We start from the raw sequence: 13247 nt of genomic DNA, 5'->3' as shown, positions 1-13247 counted from the left end.
TAGTTGTAATGTGAGGCGATATAATGAGTAAGGTAATTTCAATAAAAGATTGGAAAACTGCGAGTGAAATTGTAAGACAAGGTGGACTTATTGCATTTGCAACGGATACAGTTTATGGTTTAGCTTGTCGCTATGATAATGAAGATGCGCAAGAAAGATTAATTCATTGCAAAGGAAGACCTGAAGAAAAACCATTTCCACTTGTTGTAGGCAGTTTAGAACAATGTGAAACTCTATGTAAACTGGATGAGCGATCCAGAAAAATATTTAATGCGTTTCTTCCAGGAGCACTAACGCTAATTCTTAAAAAGAAAGAAAGTGTTCCAAATAGAGTTAATCAGGGAAAAGATACCTTAGCGATTCGCATGATTGAAGGTGAAGGAATTAGTGAACTAATACAAGATGTAGGAGTTCCTTTATTTCTAACTAGCGCTAATTTATCGGGGGAACCAGTTTGCTTAGATGCAAATGAAGTAGAGGTTCGATTAGGCGATAAGCTAGATTGTATACTGGATGGAAAACATCGTGATGCTCAAGCAAGCACCATACTAGATTGTACACAAAGTGAGTTGGTTGTACTAAGACAGGGACCAATTACATTAGAAGATATAATAAATAAAATTGGAGGATAGAAAAATGAAAGACTTAGAAATTTTAAATGCATTAGACCTTGAAACCCAAAGACAACGCCACAATATTGAATTAATCGCGTCTGAAAACTTTGTATCAAGAGATGTACGTGAAGTTACAGGTTCAATTCTAACGAATAAATATGCTGAAGGATACCCGGGTAAACGTTATTACGGGGGTTGCGTAGATGTAGATATTATTGAAAATATCGCAAGAGATCGTTTGTGTAAACTTTTTAATGCAGAGCATGCAAATGTTCAACCTCATTCAGGGTCTCAAGCAAACATGGCTGTTTATATGACAGTGCTAAATCCTGGTGATAAAGTACTGGGTATGGATTTAAGTAGTGGAGGACATTTAACACATGGGCATAGCTTAAACTTCTCTGGTAAACTCTATGAATTTCATAGTTATGGTGTCGACAAAGAAACAGAAATGATTGACTATGAAGATGTTTTAAGAGTGGCAAAAGAAGTAAAACCACAAATGATAGTATGTGGTGCAAGTGCTTATCCTCGTGAAATAGATTTTGCTAAATTCAAAGAGATTGCAGATGAAGTGGGCGCTTACCTTATGGTGGATATGGCGCATATTGCAGGATTGGTTGCAACAGGACATCATATGTCACCCGTGCCTTATGCAGACTTTGTAACAAGTACAACACACAAAACATTAAGAGGACCACGTGGCGGTATTATTTTATGTAAAGAAAAATATGCAGCTGCATTAGATAAAACGGTATTCCCTGGAATTCAAGGTGGACCATTGATGCATGTCATAGCTGGAAAAGCAGTGTGTTTCTATGAAGCGTTGGATCCATCATTTCATGACTACATTGAACAAGTTGTAGTCAATTGTAAAGCATTATCAGATGAATTAACGAAAGAAGGATTTAGAATTGTTACTGGTGGTACAGATAATCACTTAATACTTGTTGATGTTAAATCAATTGGTATGACAGGTAAAGAAGCTGAAAAATTATTAGATGAAATTAATATCACTTGTAATAAGAATACGATACCTTTTGACACTGAGAAACCATTTGTAACAAGTGGCATTCGTTTAGGGACTGCAGCTATGACTACAAAAGGGTTCAAAGAAGAAGAGTTCAAGCAAGTCGGAAGATGGATTGCCGATGTTTTGAAGAACCCATCAGAGGACAATATTGCGAAAGTAAAACAAGAAGTAGTAGAACTTACTGAGAAATTTATCTTCGAATAAAACAGATTTTAATCTGTTTTTTTAATATTTAGGTAATAGGGAGAAGGGGAAAAGATATGTTAGAAGAAGTCATTTACAAATTAGTTATTATTTCGAAAAGTTGTGCAATTCAAGAAATGATGACAAAATTTATTGATACAAATAAAATAAGATTAGAAACTTCAAGTGCATTTTCCAATGTGTTGTTTGAAGAGTACGATGGGTTTATTTTTGATGGGTTAACTGTATTGCCTCAAGATAAAATGAAACAATTGAGTGCGATGACATCAGCACTTATTGCAACTGAAGATGAGATGAAACAACTATTGAGTATTCATTCAAATTGTAGTGATTTACTTTTTTGGATTGATGCAAAAACAGAAGATTTATTTGAGTTTCAAATGAATCAATTTATGAATCAATTCAAAAAAAATAAAGAAGATGAAGTATATCAAATCTTTTTGAATACGTTAATAGACAGTGTTCCGGATTTAATTTGGTTTAAAGATTTAAGAGGCTCCCATTTAAAGATTAATGATGCATTTTGTAAGGCGGTAGGAAAAACAAAAGAGCAATGTGAAAATCGTGGGCACTATTATATTTGGGATATTGAGCCAGATGAGTATGCAGATGGTGAATATGTTTGTCTTGAAACGGAACAAGAAGTTATTGAACGAGGAGAAACATGCTTATTTGATGAAAAGGTATTGAGTAAAAGTGGACTTCGCCAATTCAAAACTTACAAGTCTCCTTTATATGACAAGAAACATAGAATGTTTGGTACTGTAGGTATTGCAAAGGATGTTACTGACTTACAAAATATAGGACAAGAAATGGAAATCATCTTGGAAAGTATTCCATTTGCTACACTTGTTGTAGATCATTTAGGCAATAGTGTTTATAGTAACATTAAATTCAATGAATATTTTTCACTAACAACAGAAGAATTAACTAAAACCACTTATACAAGCTTTTGTAAAAATATATTAGGGATGTCAGTTGAAGAACTTGAGAATACTACATTAACAGAAGTAACACTTAGTCAGCATAACAAAACAAGAGTGTATCGAATTCAGCAACAAAGTATTACAGATATTTTCGGTAATCACTTTGGACATTTCTTCATTGCCTTGGATGTAACAAAAGAAAGTCAACTTCAAAACGAAATTATGGAGAATGCAAATACAGATTTCTTAACTGGTTTGTACAATCGTAGATTTCTTTATGAAAGAATTACAAATGAAATTAAAGTTAAACCTCTATGTGTTGTCTATTTTGATTTAGACAAATTTAAAAATATAAATGATACTTATGGTCATCAAGAAGGAGATAGAGCACTCATGCTTATGGCTGCATTACTCCGAGAATATTTTGAAGAGGCTGTGGTAACACGAGTAGGTGGAGATGAGTTTGTTGTTACATATTTTGATGGGTTCAATCTTGATGAAGTAGAAAAAGATGTTAAGTATTTTATTAATTATATAGAGGAAGAATTTAAGAAAGATGATCATTTTAAATTGCTTTCAACTTGTGCTGGAATTGCGACTAATGATAATTTAAATGCGAAAACAGATATTTTGATTTTGCATGCAGATAAAGCTCTTTATGAAGCAAAATCAATAGGTAAATCGCAATGCCGTGTTTACAAAGATAATCAATAAAATTGTAGTAAAGAAAGTTAGAGAACCTTACACAAACAGTGTGAGGTTTTTTTAATGCAACAAATTATAAAAGAATTTTTGTTGACCAACGAGATAGATTTAACTATAATAGACCGTATAGTCTATAATAGTGGAGGGTATATGAAAAAAGAACAAAAAACAATAATCACTAAAAATAAAATTATGGCTAAAGCACTTGAAGAATTCGGAGAAAATGGGTATTTGGGAACTTCGCTTAATACCATATGCAAAGAGGGTATTTCAAAAGGATTACTTTACCATAACTTTGAAAGTAAAGATGTATTATATCTAGAGTGTGTTAAGGAATCATTTGATAAATTAATCACATACATAAAAAATCAAGAAATTGGTACAGATCCAAAAAAATATATGGAGGCTCGTTTGCAATTTTTTCAAACGTATCCAAATCATGGAAGAATATTTTTCGAGGCGATTTTGCAACCGCCACATCAATTGAAAAAAGAAATTGAATTGATTAAAGAACAATTTGATCAACTCAATATTCAAATTTATCAAGGGATCTTATCGACCCTTACATTGCGAAAAGGTGTTACAAAAAAGAATGCAATGAATTATTTTTCGATTATGCAAGCGATGTTCAATGGTTATTTTAGTAGTCCAACATATCAAAGCTTATCGCAAGATGAATGGGTGATGATGCATGAGGATTATTTATTGAAGATGATTGATTTTATGTTGTACGGAATAGCAAATAGGGGGTAGAAAAATGATATTAAATTGGATAGTAAGTATTGGGTTTGCCTATGTGGTAGGGAAACTAGTATCAAAAATAAAATTACCAGCAATTTTGGGTTGGTTAATTGCGGGGATGATAATTGGTCCAAATGCTTTTGGATTGATGTCTAATGAACTAATGCATGTTTCTTGGTATGAAACAATTTTGCATGTATTAGAATGTGCGGTTGGTCTAATGATAGGAAGTGAATTGGTCTGGAAGCAAATCAAAAAAAGTGGAACATCATTGATAATTACGACACTGACACAATCACTAGGTACATTTATTCTTGTATCACTTGTTTTTGCGCTGATATTCTATGTGATGAATTTGCCAATTTATCTTGCTTTTGTATTTGGAGGGATTGCACTTGCAACCGCTCCTGCTCCTGCATTATCCATTGTTAGAGAATATAAGACAGATGGTCCAGTAACTAAAACACTTATTCCAATGGCTGCTTTGGATGATATTGTGGGTGTTGTCGTCTTTTTTACAGTCATAGCGTTTGTAGCTCGTTCTATTTCAGGACAACCTATGCCACTCTATATGATTCCAGTCATGATTTTATTACCACTTGTAATAGGTGTGATTACCGGGATTCCTACTGGATTTTTATTAAAGAAAAGTCACTCAAAAGGAAGCAATTTAGCAATTTTGATTATGATGATTTTAGTGACTGCTGGTGTTGGGTATTTCTTCAATGAAGTTGTTATGCCATCACCTGTTTTAAACTTTATGTTGATGGGGATGTCTTTTTCTGCGGCATTTTCTAATATTGTGCCAAGTAAACAGTTGCATAAAGTTCTACAAGATTTCAACCCAATTTTAGGGATATCAATGATTATTGTTATTTTGAATTTAGGTGCACCTTTGGATTATAAAGCAGTTTTTGGTGCAGGATTATTTACAGTGGTTTATATTGTGGTACGTGCAATAGGAAAATATACAGGAGCACGAGTTGGTGCAACCTTAACAAGAATGCCGGTTACAGTACAAAAATATTTGGGTTTTACACTTCTTCCTCATTCTGGAGTTTCTCTTATTTTTACTGGTATTGCGGTCTCTGTACTACAAGGACCTGCACCAGAGGAAGCAGTAATTATCCAAGGTACAATTGCAGCTGCGGCTGTTATAAATGAGATTATTGCAGTAATTGCAGCGAAAAAAGGATTTGAATTAGCAAATGAATTTAATCAATCACAAAGTGATGGAATTTTGCTTGATTAACGCACTTTCATTTTTAATGAAAAATTACTTAGGAATATAGTATATTTCGCATATACAATTATAGAACTTTAGATATGTAAATGTTATAATTACAAAGAATGAAAGAAGAGGGAAATATAATGTTAAATGTAATGAATCACCCTTTGATAACGCATAAACTTGCACAAATGAGAAAAGTTGAAACGGGAACAAAAGATTTTCGCCAAAACTTAGATGAAATTGCAGGGTTAATGGCTTATGAAATTTGTCGTGACTTACCAGTAAAAGAAGTAACGGTGATGACACCGGTTTCTGAATGTAAAACTTTTGAATTATCAAAAGAAATAGTTTTAGTTCCAATTCTAAGAGCTGGACTTGGATTAGTGAATGGGATTACCGATTTAATTCCAACAGCTAAAGTAGGATTTATTGGGTTGTATCGTGATGAAGAAACTTTGATGCCTCATGAATATTTCGCAAAATTCCCAAGCACAATGCCAGATGCAGTGACTATGGTATTAGATCCAATGCTTGCGACTGGGGGAAGTGCAGTAGCTGCAATTGAAAATATCAAAAAAAGAGGAGCTAAAATTATCAAACTTGTTTGTTTAGTTGGTGCACCAGAAGGTGTTAAGGCAGTTGAAGAAGCACATCCAGATGTTGATATTTATTTGGCGGCTTTAGATGAAAAACTAAATGAAAAAGGATACATCGTTCCAGGCTTAGGTGATGCTGGAGATAGAATTTTCGGAACAAAATAATGAAAAGCATTGCTCAAGCGTTGTCACTTGGATTTACAATTATCGCAAATATTGGTTTAGGTACACTGGTTGGCTATGGCTTAGATGTATGGTTAGGCACCAAACCAATTTTTATGATTATTGGAATACTATGTGGAACAGTTAGTGCGTTTTTGACGCTTTATGCAATGGTGGTGAAAAAATGAATATTGAAATTAGTAAAACAATAAAACCAACATTAATTCTATGTGGGGTTGTGATGGTTATTGGTTTATTCTTTGGTTATCGATTTAGTTTAGGTGTTTTAGTAGGAACCATTATTTCTATTCTTCATTTGTATCGATTAGAAAGAAATATTACACTTGGATTAGAAAACAAAAAGAAAATTGGTGGATGGATATTTATGTTTCTAACAGATTTAATTCTGTTGGCGATTCCACTTATGCTTGCTGTTGTATTACCACAATTCTTTGATTTTATTGGTGCAGCTGTAGGCTTATTGTTGAATAAAGTAATTATTTATTCAATGAATTTAAGAAGAAAGGAGTGAAAAATTGATTGGAACAATTCATTTAACGCTTCAAAAAGAAGTTCCTTATATCATCCTAATCGTTGCACTCTTATGTGTTTCGTTTGTATGGATAGGGAATAAAATCAAGAAGACTGATCCACTTGAAAAACCAAAAGGTATTGTAATGCTTGCTTGCTGGTTAGTTGAACTGATTGACAATACAGTTGGAAGTACCGTTGACAAAAAACATGTTAGACGACTTGCACCTTATATTGGAACGATTGCGATTTACATTTTCTTATCAAACATAAGTGGCTTATTTGGAATCTTTACACCAACACAAAATTATAGTGTAACCCTTACCTTGGCGCTTATTACTTGGATTATGATTCAGTATACAAGTATAAAAGAAAATGGATTTAAAGCTTATTTGCATGGGTATATTGAGCCCTTTGCATTTCTAATTATACCGAATATTTTTGGTAGAATTGCCCCATTAATTTCCATGAGTTTGCGTTTGTTTGGGAATGTAATTAGTGGTGCAATTATTATGTCTCTTGTTTATACATTTACAGGATTTATATCAAGTACGATCTTAGGATTGTTCTCGGCATCTGGTTTAGATTTCCTAAATTTCTTAGGTCCATTACTAGCACCAGTGCTTCATGCATACTTTGATGTATTTAGTGGCTTTATACAAATGTTTATCTTTATAACATTAACAATGGTATTTATCGGAAACGAATTACCACAAGAATAGATGATAGAAATAGAGGAGGAAATTTATATTATGGATATCACTAGAGGTTTAGTAGCGATTGGTGCAGGACTTGCAATTATGACAGGTATGATGACGGGTATTGGACAAGGTTTTGCAGCAGGGAAAGCAGTAGAAGCAGTAGGTCGTAACCCTGAAGCGGAATCAAAAATTCGTACAATGTTAATCGTAGGGTGTGCGCTTGCAGAAACATGTGCCATCTACGGTATGTTGATTGCGTTCCTATTAATCTTCGTATTCAAATAGGATGGATTTGCCTAATTGATCACGAAGGAGGAATGAATGATGATCGATATCGATATCGCCCAACAGTTATTTCCTAATCCGTTAACAATGTTTATACAATTATGTGCAACAGGTGTTCTATTTTTCTTTGCATATAAATTTTTATGGGATCCAGCGCGTGCACTTCTTGCAAAGCGTTCGGATTTTGTACATACAAAGTTAAGTGAAGCAGAAAGAAGTCTACAAGAAGCTAGGTCTGAAAGACAAAAAGCTCATGATGAAGTTTCTAATGCATATCACAAATCACAGGAAATAATAGCTAAGGCAGAAAATGAAGCTAAAGCTGTTAAAGAAGATATTCTTGAACAAGCAAAAAATGAAGCAACATCAAAACTCGAAAAAGCACGTGAAGAAATCGCAATTGAGAAAAGTCAAATGCGTGAAGGAATGGTTGATGAAATGGTTACTGTCGCAATGCTTGCAACTGAAAAGCTAATCAGTGAAAAAGTAGATAGTACCTATGATCAAAAAACCATTGAAAATTTCGTTAAAGAAATGAGTAATCATAATGGATCAATTAGCTGAACGTTATGGAACAGCGCTTTTTGAGTTAGCGATGGAAGAAAATCAAGTTAATGAATGGCAAAAACAAGCTAAGGTAATTCAAGTTACTTTAACACCAGATATGAATAAATTCTTTGTAGCTGAACAAATTACAAAAGAAGAAAAGAAAGAAGTATTGATTAAAGCATTTAAAGATGTCTTAAGTCCACGTATGTTAGATTTTGTATGCTTACTTGTGGATCATCATCGCTTTACTCAAGTTCATTCAATATTAACTAGTTTTAATTCATCTTGTAATCAATCAAAAAATATTAAAGAAGGATTTGTGTATTCGGCAAGACCTTTAACAGAAAATCAAATTCACGAAATTGAAGAAGTTATGTCGAAGAAAACTAGTTTTCAGTGTGAACTTATTAATCGTATCGATGCACGTTTAATATCGGGATTTAAAGTTGTAATTGATAATGAAGTAGTAGACACGTCAATGAAGAATAGAATTATGAATATGAAACGTGAATTACTAAAAGGAGCGAGGTGAAAGGAATGGAGTTAAGACCTGAAGAAATAAGTGCGTTAATCAAAGAACAGATTAAACACTATCATGATAAAATTGAATCCAACGATGTGGGTACTGTTATCCGTGTAGGAGATGGTATTGCGTTAATTCAAGGTTTAGATCGTGCAATGTCAAGTGAACTACTATTGTTTCCAGGCGACGTTTATGGAATGATTTTAAACTTAGAAGAAAGTCATGTTGCTGCCGTATTACTTGGTAATGATACAGGTATTAAAGAAGGCGATGAAGTAAAGCGTACTGGCCGTATTGTTGAAGTACCTGTAGGGGATGGAATGCTAGGACGAGTTGTAAACGCACTGGGGCAAGCGATTGATGGTAAAGGTGAGATTATCTCAACTAAAACTAGACCAATTGAACGTGTAGCACCTGGTGTTATGACTAGAAAAGGTGTACATCAACCTTTAATGACAGGATTAAAAATTATTGACTCAATGATTCCAATTGGTAAAGGACAACGTGAGTTAATTATTGGAGATAGACAAACAGGAAAAACAGCGATTGCAGTTGATGCAATCTTGAATCAAAAAGGACAAAATGTAAATTGTATTTATGTAGCAATTGGACAAAAAGCAAGTACAGTAGCGCAAATCGTTGAAAAATTAAGACAACATGGTGCGATGGAATATACAACAATTGTTGCAGCAACAGCAAGTGAACTTGCACCACTTCAATTCATTGCACCTTATGCAGGATGCACTATTGGTGAAGAATGGATGGAACAAGGTAAGGATGTACTTATTGTTTATGATGATTTAAGTAAACATGCGGTAGCTTATCGTACAATGTCACTACTTATTCGTCGTCCACCAGGACGTGAGGCATATCCAGGAGATGTATTCTATTTGCATTCTCGTTTATTGGAACGTGCAGCAAAGTTAAATGATGAATTAGGTGCAGGATCTATTACAGCACTTCCTATTATTGAAACACAAGCAGGAGATATCTCAGCATATATTCCTACCAATGTAATCTCTATTACTGATGGTCAAATTTTCTTACAAACTGAATTATTTAATTCAGGTGTACGTCCTGCAGTAGATAGTGGATTATCTGTATCACGTGTAGGATCTGCTGCTCAAACAAAAGCAATGAAGAAAGTGTCAGGTTCATTGAAACTAGACTTAGCTCAATATCATGAATTACTTGCGTTTACTCAATTTGGAAGTGATTTAGATGCAACAACAAAAGCATCAATTGATCATGGAGCTCGTTTAACTGAGTTATTAAAACAAGGACAATATTCACCACTTAGCATGGCATATCAAGTGTTATCACTTTATGCAGCAAAGAATGGTTTCTTAAAAGAAGTTGCAGTTGAAAATGTAAAAGTATTTGAAGAGCAAATGCATAAATTCTTTAAAACAGAACATTCTAATCTAGTAAATGAACTTGAAAAGAGTGGTGTTTTAACTGAAGAGTTAGAAACAAATATTCAAAACGCAATGAAGGTCTTCTTAGAACAATATCATTTAATGAATGAGGCATAGTTTATGGCACTAGGAAAACAAGCCTTAAAACAAAGAATTCGTTCAATCAATGCAACAAAGAAGATTACCAGTGCGATGGAATTAATTGCAAATTCAAAACTTCAAAAACAAAGAAATTTGATGGAGAAGAATCGTGAATATGCAAATGTTTTAAAGAAAACAGTTGGAGAAATTCTTGCGAATAATCAAGGATTAGATAACCAGTTTTTACAAGAAAAGAAATCAGATAAAAGATGCACATTCATATTTTGTAGCGACCTTGGTTTGTGTGGTGGTTACAATTCAAATATGATGCGATTAGCACAAGAAGTTCTTAATCCGGATGATCCAGTATTTCTTATTGGAACAAAACAAATTCATTGGATGGAACTGAGAAAATTCAATGTTATTAATGAATATATAAGTTCAGATAATATTACATTTGTTGAATTGAAAGATCTTGTGGATCAAGCAATTGAAATGTTTAAAAAAGATGAAGTATCAGGAATTCAAATACTTTATACAGAATTTGTAAATACTGTTACATTTAATCCAGTTATGGAAACACTTCTTCCTTATTTTGCAAAAAAAGAGGATTTGAAAAAAGAAGTAAGTACAGTAGCAACAGATTTTGAACCAAGTCCAAATGAAATTCTTAATTCATTGATTCCAATGATGCTTGAAAATGTTGTGTATAGTATTTGGATGCAAACAAAAACAGCTGAGCAAGGATCACGTCGTTTAGCCATGGAAAATGCAACAGATAATGCAACTGAATTAAATGATAAATTTGTACTAGCATATAACCAAGCAAGACAAGCTGCAATCACCCAAGAGATTACAGAAATTGTTGCGGGCGCAGATGCCTTGTAGAAAGGATTAGAATATGGCAAAAAATATTGGTAAAATTGTACAGGTTATTGGACCTGTAGTCGATATTCGATATGATAGTGGCGTATTACCTGCATTGAAAAATGCGATTGAAGTCATGAAAGACGAAAATGAAAAATTAGTTGTTGAAGTTGCACAACACGTTGGAGACGATTGTGTTCGTTGTATTGCGATGGGTTCAACTGATGGATTAGTGCGTGGTATGGAGTGTATCGATACAGAAAGCGCCATTTGTGTTCCTGTGGGTGCTGAAGTTTTAGGTAGAATGTTTAATGTACTTGGTGAAGAAATTGATGAATTACCACCTCTAGGACCTGAGGTAAAAAGAATGCCAATTCATCGCGATGCTCCTTCATTTGAAGAACAACAAACATCAGCTGAAATATTAGAAACAGGAATTAAAGTTATTGATTTATTATGTCCATATGCTCGTGGTGGTAAGATTGGATTATTCGGAGGAGCTGGAGTTGGTAAAACAGTTTTAATGCAAGAATTAATTCATAATATTGCCAAAGAGCATGGAGGACGTTCCGTAGTTGCTGGAGTGGGTGAAAGAACTCGTGAAGGTAACGATATGTATCATGAAATGAAAGATTCAGGAGTTTTAGATAAAACAGTATTGGTTTATGGACAAATGAATGAATCACCAGGTGCCAGAATGCGTGTAGCATTATCTGGACTTACAATGGCAGAATACTATCGCGATTTTGAAGGACAAGATGTTTTGTTATTCATTGATAACATCTTCCGCTTTACACAAGCAGGATCCGAAGTATCTGCACTTCTTGGACGTATGCCATCAGCTGTAGGTTATCAACCAACGCTTGCAACTGAGATGGGACAATTACAAGAGCGTATTACGTCAACAAGTCGTGGTTCAATTACATCAGTACAAGCAATTTATGTTCCAGCTGATGACTTGACTGACCCAGCACCAGCAACGGCGTTTACTCATCTAGATGCAAAAACAGTACTTGATCGTGGAATTGCTGCTTTAGGACTTTATCCAGCAGTAGACCCACTTGAATCAAGTAGTAGAATTTTGGATCCACTTGTTGTAGGAGATGAACACTATGAAGTTGCTCGTGGTGTACAAGCTTTATTACAACGTTATAGAGAACTACAAGATATCATAGCTATCTTAGGTATGGATGAGTTAAGTGAAGAGGATAAAGTACTTGTAAATCGTGCACGACGTGCAAGAAATTTCTTATCTCAACCATTTAATGTTGCTGAACAATTCTCTGGAATTCCAGGAAGATATGTACCTTTAAAAGATACAATTCGCAGTTTTAAAGATTTACTTGAAGGAAAATATGATAATTTGCCTGAACAAGCATTTATGTTTGTAGGATCAATTGAGGAAGCAGTAGATAAAGCTGGAAAGTTAGGTTAGATTTATGATTCTATGCAAGATTGTAACCCCCTTTGGTAAATATAAAGAGCTAGAAACACCAATTCTAAATGTTAGAAATAGTGTTGGAGAAATGGGTATTCTCCCAAATCGTGTCCCGATTGTCACAATGCTAGAAATATCAAAAATGACAACTGTTGAAAACGGTGAAAGAGAAGAATATGCAATTGGTGGCGGTTTGTTGTATTTCAAAGAGAATGAGGCAATGATATTAGTAGACTCAATTGAAAATAAAAAAGAAATCGAAAAAGAACGTGCATTAGCAGCAAAAGCAAGAGCTGAAAGTCTTCTTAATAGTAAAGACGAAAGCGTTGATATCAAACGCGCAGAGCTATCATTAAAGCGCGCAATGAATCGACTTAAAGTAGTTGGTGAATAGTATTAATTTAAATCTAATTCCATTTATAGTTCGTACACTTGTTTACTTAGCGTGTTTTGCAGCAACAATGTATGGATTAAGTAGTGTGAATTATGAGAAGTTTATAAAAAAGGGAAAAGTAATTCCCGCACAAGTTTTATATTTGTTAGTAGCACTTGCAATTGCAAAACTTGCTGGAGATTTCCTATTAAGCCTTGCTTATAGAGTATTATAAGATACTGCCAGAAATGGCAGTTTTTCTTTTGGTT

General features: G+C 34.0%; 17 protein-coding genes. All 17 read left to right on the top strand.

Annotation, left to right across the window (positions count from 1 at the left end):
- The first annotated feature begins 23 nt into the window (after nt 1-23).
- The 17 genes from B5D14_RS01930 (at nt 24) to B5D14_RS01850 (ending at nt 13213) form a co-directional block, all read left to right on the top strand.
- Entirely contained in the window at nt 24-632 is a 609-nt protein-coding gene (locus tag B5D14_RS01930) for an L-threonylcarbamoyladenylate synthase (protein ID WP_078710896.1), read from the top strand.
- Nucleotides 633-636: 4 nt separating this feature from the next.
- A complete protein-coding gene (gene glyA, locus B5D14_RS01925) occupies nt 637-1851 on the top strand; it encodes a serine hydroxymethyltransferase (protein WP_078710895.1) in 1215 nt (404 codons plus the stop codon).
- A gap of 56 nt (nt 1852-1907) precedes the next feature.
- Nucleotides 1908-3491, top strand: a complete 1584-nt coding sequence (locus B5D14_RS01920; RefSeq protein WP_078710894.1) for a sensor domain-containing diguanylate cyclase — start codon at nt 1908-1910, stop codon at nt 3489-3491.
- Between the two features lie 141 nt (nt 3492-3632).
- The gene (locus B5D14_RS01915) at nt 3633-4235 is read left to right on the top strand and encodes a TetR/AcrR family transcriptional regulator (protein WP_159443689.1); all 603 of its coding nucleotides are present in this window, start codon (nt 3633-3635) and stop codon (nt 4233-4235) included.
- Nucleotides 4236-4239: 4 nt separating this feature from the next.
- Complete coding sequence (locus B5D14_RS01910) at nt 4240-5475, top strand: cation:proton antiporter (protein ID WP_078710892.1); 1236 nt, start codon at nt 4240-4242, stop codon at nt 5473-5475.
- Between the two features lie 119 nt (nt 5476-5594).
- On the top strand, nt 5595-6215 hold the full coding sequence (gene upp / locus B5D14_RS01905; protein ID WP_078710891.1) for a uracil phosphoribosyltransferase: 621 nt from the start codon (nt 5595-5597) through the stop codon (nt 6213-6215).
- Nucleotides 6215-6400 carry an AtpZ/AtpI family protein gene (locus tag B5D14_RS01900; protein ID WP_078710890.1) on the top strand — a complete coding sequence of 62 codons (186 nt, stop codon included), beginning with the start codon at nt 6215-6217 and terminating at the stop codon, nt 6398-6400. Before upp ends, B5D14_RS01900 begins: the two co-directional genes overlap by 1 nt.
- Nucleotides 6397-6744, top strand: a complete 348-nt coding sequence (locus tag B5D14_RS01895; RefSeq protein WP_078710889.1) for an ATP synthase subunit I — start codon at nt 6397-6399, stop codon at nt 6742-6744. Before B5D14_RS01900 ends, B5D14_RS01895 begins: the two co-directional genes overlap by 4 nt.
- A 4-nt stretch (nt 6745-6748) precedes the next feature.
- Nucleotides 6749-7465, top strand: coding sequence for a F0F1 ATP synthase subunit A (locus tag B5D14_RS01890; protein ID WP_078710888.1), 717 nt, complete (start codon nt 6749-6751; stop codon nt 7463-7465).
- Between the two features lie 30 nt (nt 7466-7495).
- Entirely contained in the window at nt 7496-7729 is a 234-nt protein-coding gene (gene atpE, locus B5D14_RS01885) for an ATP synthase F0 subunit C (protein WP_078710887.1), read from the top strand.
- Nucleotides 7730-7765: 36 nt separating this feature from the next.
- Nucleotides 7766-8293: a F0F1 ATP synthase subunit B gene (gene atpF, locus B5D14_RS01880; protein WP_078710886.1), complete on the top strand. Its 528-nt coding sequence runs from the start codon at nt 7766-7768 to the stop codon at nt 8291-8293.
- Nucleotides 8277-8810 carry an ATP synthase F1 subunit delta gene (atpH, locus tag B5D14_RS01875; RefSeq protein WP_078710885.1) on the top strand — a complete coding sequence of 178 codons (534 nt, stop codon included), beginning with the start codon at nt 8277-8279 and terminating at the stop codon, nt 8808-8810. Before atpF ends, atpH begins: the two co-directional genes overlap by 17 nt.
- A gap of 5 nt (nt 8811-8815) precedes the next feature.
- Nucleotides 8816-10336 (top strand): F0F1 ATP synthase subunit alpha, encoded by a 1521-nt coding sequence (gene atpA / locus B5D14_RS01870; protein WP_078710884.1) that lies wholly within the window; start codon nt 8816-8818, stop codon nt 10334-10336.
- 3 nt (nt 10337-10339) lie between these two features.
- A complete protein-coding gene (gene atpG / locus B5D14_RS01865) occupies nt 10340-11188 on the top strand; it encodes an ATP synthase F1 subunit gamma (RefSeq protein ID WP_078710883.1) in 849 nt (282 codons plus the stop codon).
- Nucleotides 11189-11201: 13 nt separating this feature from the next.
- On the top strand, nt 11202-12602 hold the full coding sequence (atpD, locus tag B5D14_RS01860) for a F0F1 ATP synthase subunit beta (protein WP_078710882.1): 1401 nt from the start codon (nt 11202-11204) through the stop codon (nt 12600-12602).
- A 4-nt stretch (nt 12603-12606) separates the two neighbouring features.
- A complete protein-coding gene (gene atpC / locus B5D14_RS01855; protein WP_078710881.1) occupies nt 12607-12999 on the top strand; it encodes an ATP synthase F1 subunit epsilon in 393 nt (130 codons plus the stop codon).
- The gene (locus B5D14_RS01850; RefSeq protein WP_078710880.1) at nt 12992-13213 is read left to right on the top strand and encodes a DUF1146 domain-containing protein; all 222 of its coding nucleotides are present in this window, start codon (nt 12992-12994) and stop codon (nt 13211-13213) included. The genes atpC and B5D14_RS01850 overlap by 8 nt, the downstream gene beginning before the upstream one ends.
- Nucleotides 13214-13247 lie beyond the last annotated feature (34 nt).

It is taken from the genome of Anaerorhabdus furcosa (genome assembly GCF_900167375.1).
GTDB lineage: Bacteria > Bacillota_I > Bacilli_A > Erysipelotrichales > Erysipelotrichaceae > Anaerorhabdus > Anaerorhabdus furcosa.
This window is presented reverse-complemented; position numbering and strand designations above follow the sequence as displayed.

Bases quoted from the DNA above. Each gene is read 5' to 3' on its own strand.
- atpH (WP_078710885.1), top strand. From the start codon at position 8,277: ATGGATCAATTAGCTGAACGTTATGGAACAGCGCTTTTTGAGTTAGCG.
- B5D14_RS01930 (WP_078710896.1), top strand. From the start codon at position 24: ATGAGTAAGGTAATTTCAATAAAAGATTGGAAAACTGCGAGTGAAATT.
- atpA (WP_078710884.1), top strand. From the start codon at position 8,816: ATGGAGTTAAGACCTGAAGAAATAAGTGCGTTAATCAAAGAACAGATT.
- glyA (WP_078710895.1), top strand. From the start codon at position 637: ATGAAAGACTTAGAAATTTTAAATGCATTAGACCTTGAAACCCAAAGA.
- B5D14_RS01895 (WP_078710889.1), top strand. From the start codon at position 6,397: ATGAATATTGAAATTAGTAAAACAATAAAACCAACATTAATTCTATGT.
- B5D14_RS01915 (WP_159443689.1), top strand. From the start codon at position 3,633: ATGAAAAAAGAACAAAAAACAATAATCACTAAAAATAAAATTATGGCT.
- atpE (WP_078710887.1), top strand. From the start codon at position 7,496: ATGGATATCACTAGAGGTTTAGTAGCGATTGGTGCAGGACTTGCAATT.
- atpD (WP_078710882.1), top strand. From the start codon at position 11,202: ATGGCAAAAAATATTGGTAAAATTGTACAGGTTATTGGACCTGTAGTC.
- upp (WP_078710891.1), top strand. From the start codon at position 5,595: ATGTTAAATGTAATGAATCACCCTTTGATAACGCATAAACTTGCACAA.
- atpF (WP_078710886.1), top strand. From the start codon at position 7,766: ATGATGATCGATATCGATATCGCCCAACAGTTATTTCCTAATCCGTTA.
- B5D14_RS01900 (WP_078710890.1), top strand. From the start codon at position 6,215: ATGAAAAGCATTGCTCAAGCGTTGTCACTTGGATTTACAATTATCGCA.
- atpG (WP_078710883.1), top strand. From the start codon at position 10,340: ATGGCACTAGGAAAACAAGCCTTAAAACAAAGAATTCGTTCAATCAAT.
- B5D14_RS01910 (WP_078710892.1), top strand. From the start codon at position 4,240: ATGATATTAAATTGGATAGTAAGTATTGGGTTTGCCTATGTGGTAGGG.
- B5D14_RS01920 (WP_078710894.1), top strand. From the start codon at position 1,908: ATGTTAGAAGAAGTCATTTACAAATTAGTTATTATTTCGAAAAGTTGT.
- atpC (WP_078710881.1), top strand. From the start codon at position 12,607: ATGATTCTATGCAAGATTGTAACCCCCTTTGGTAAATATAAAGAGCTA.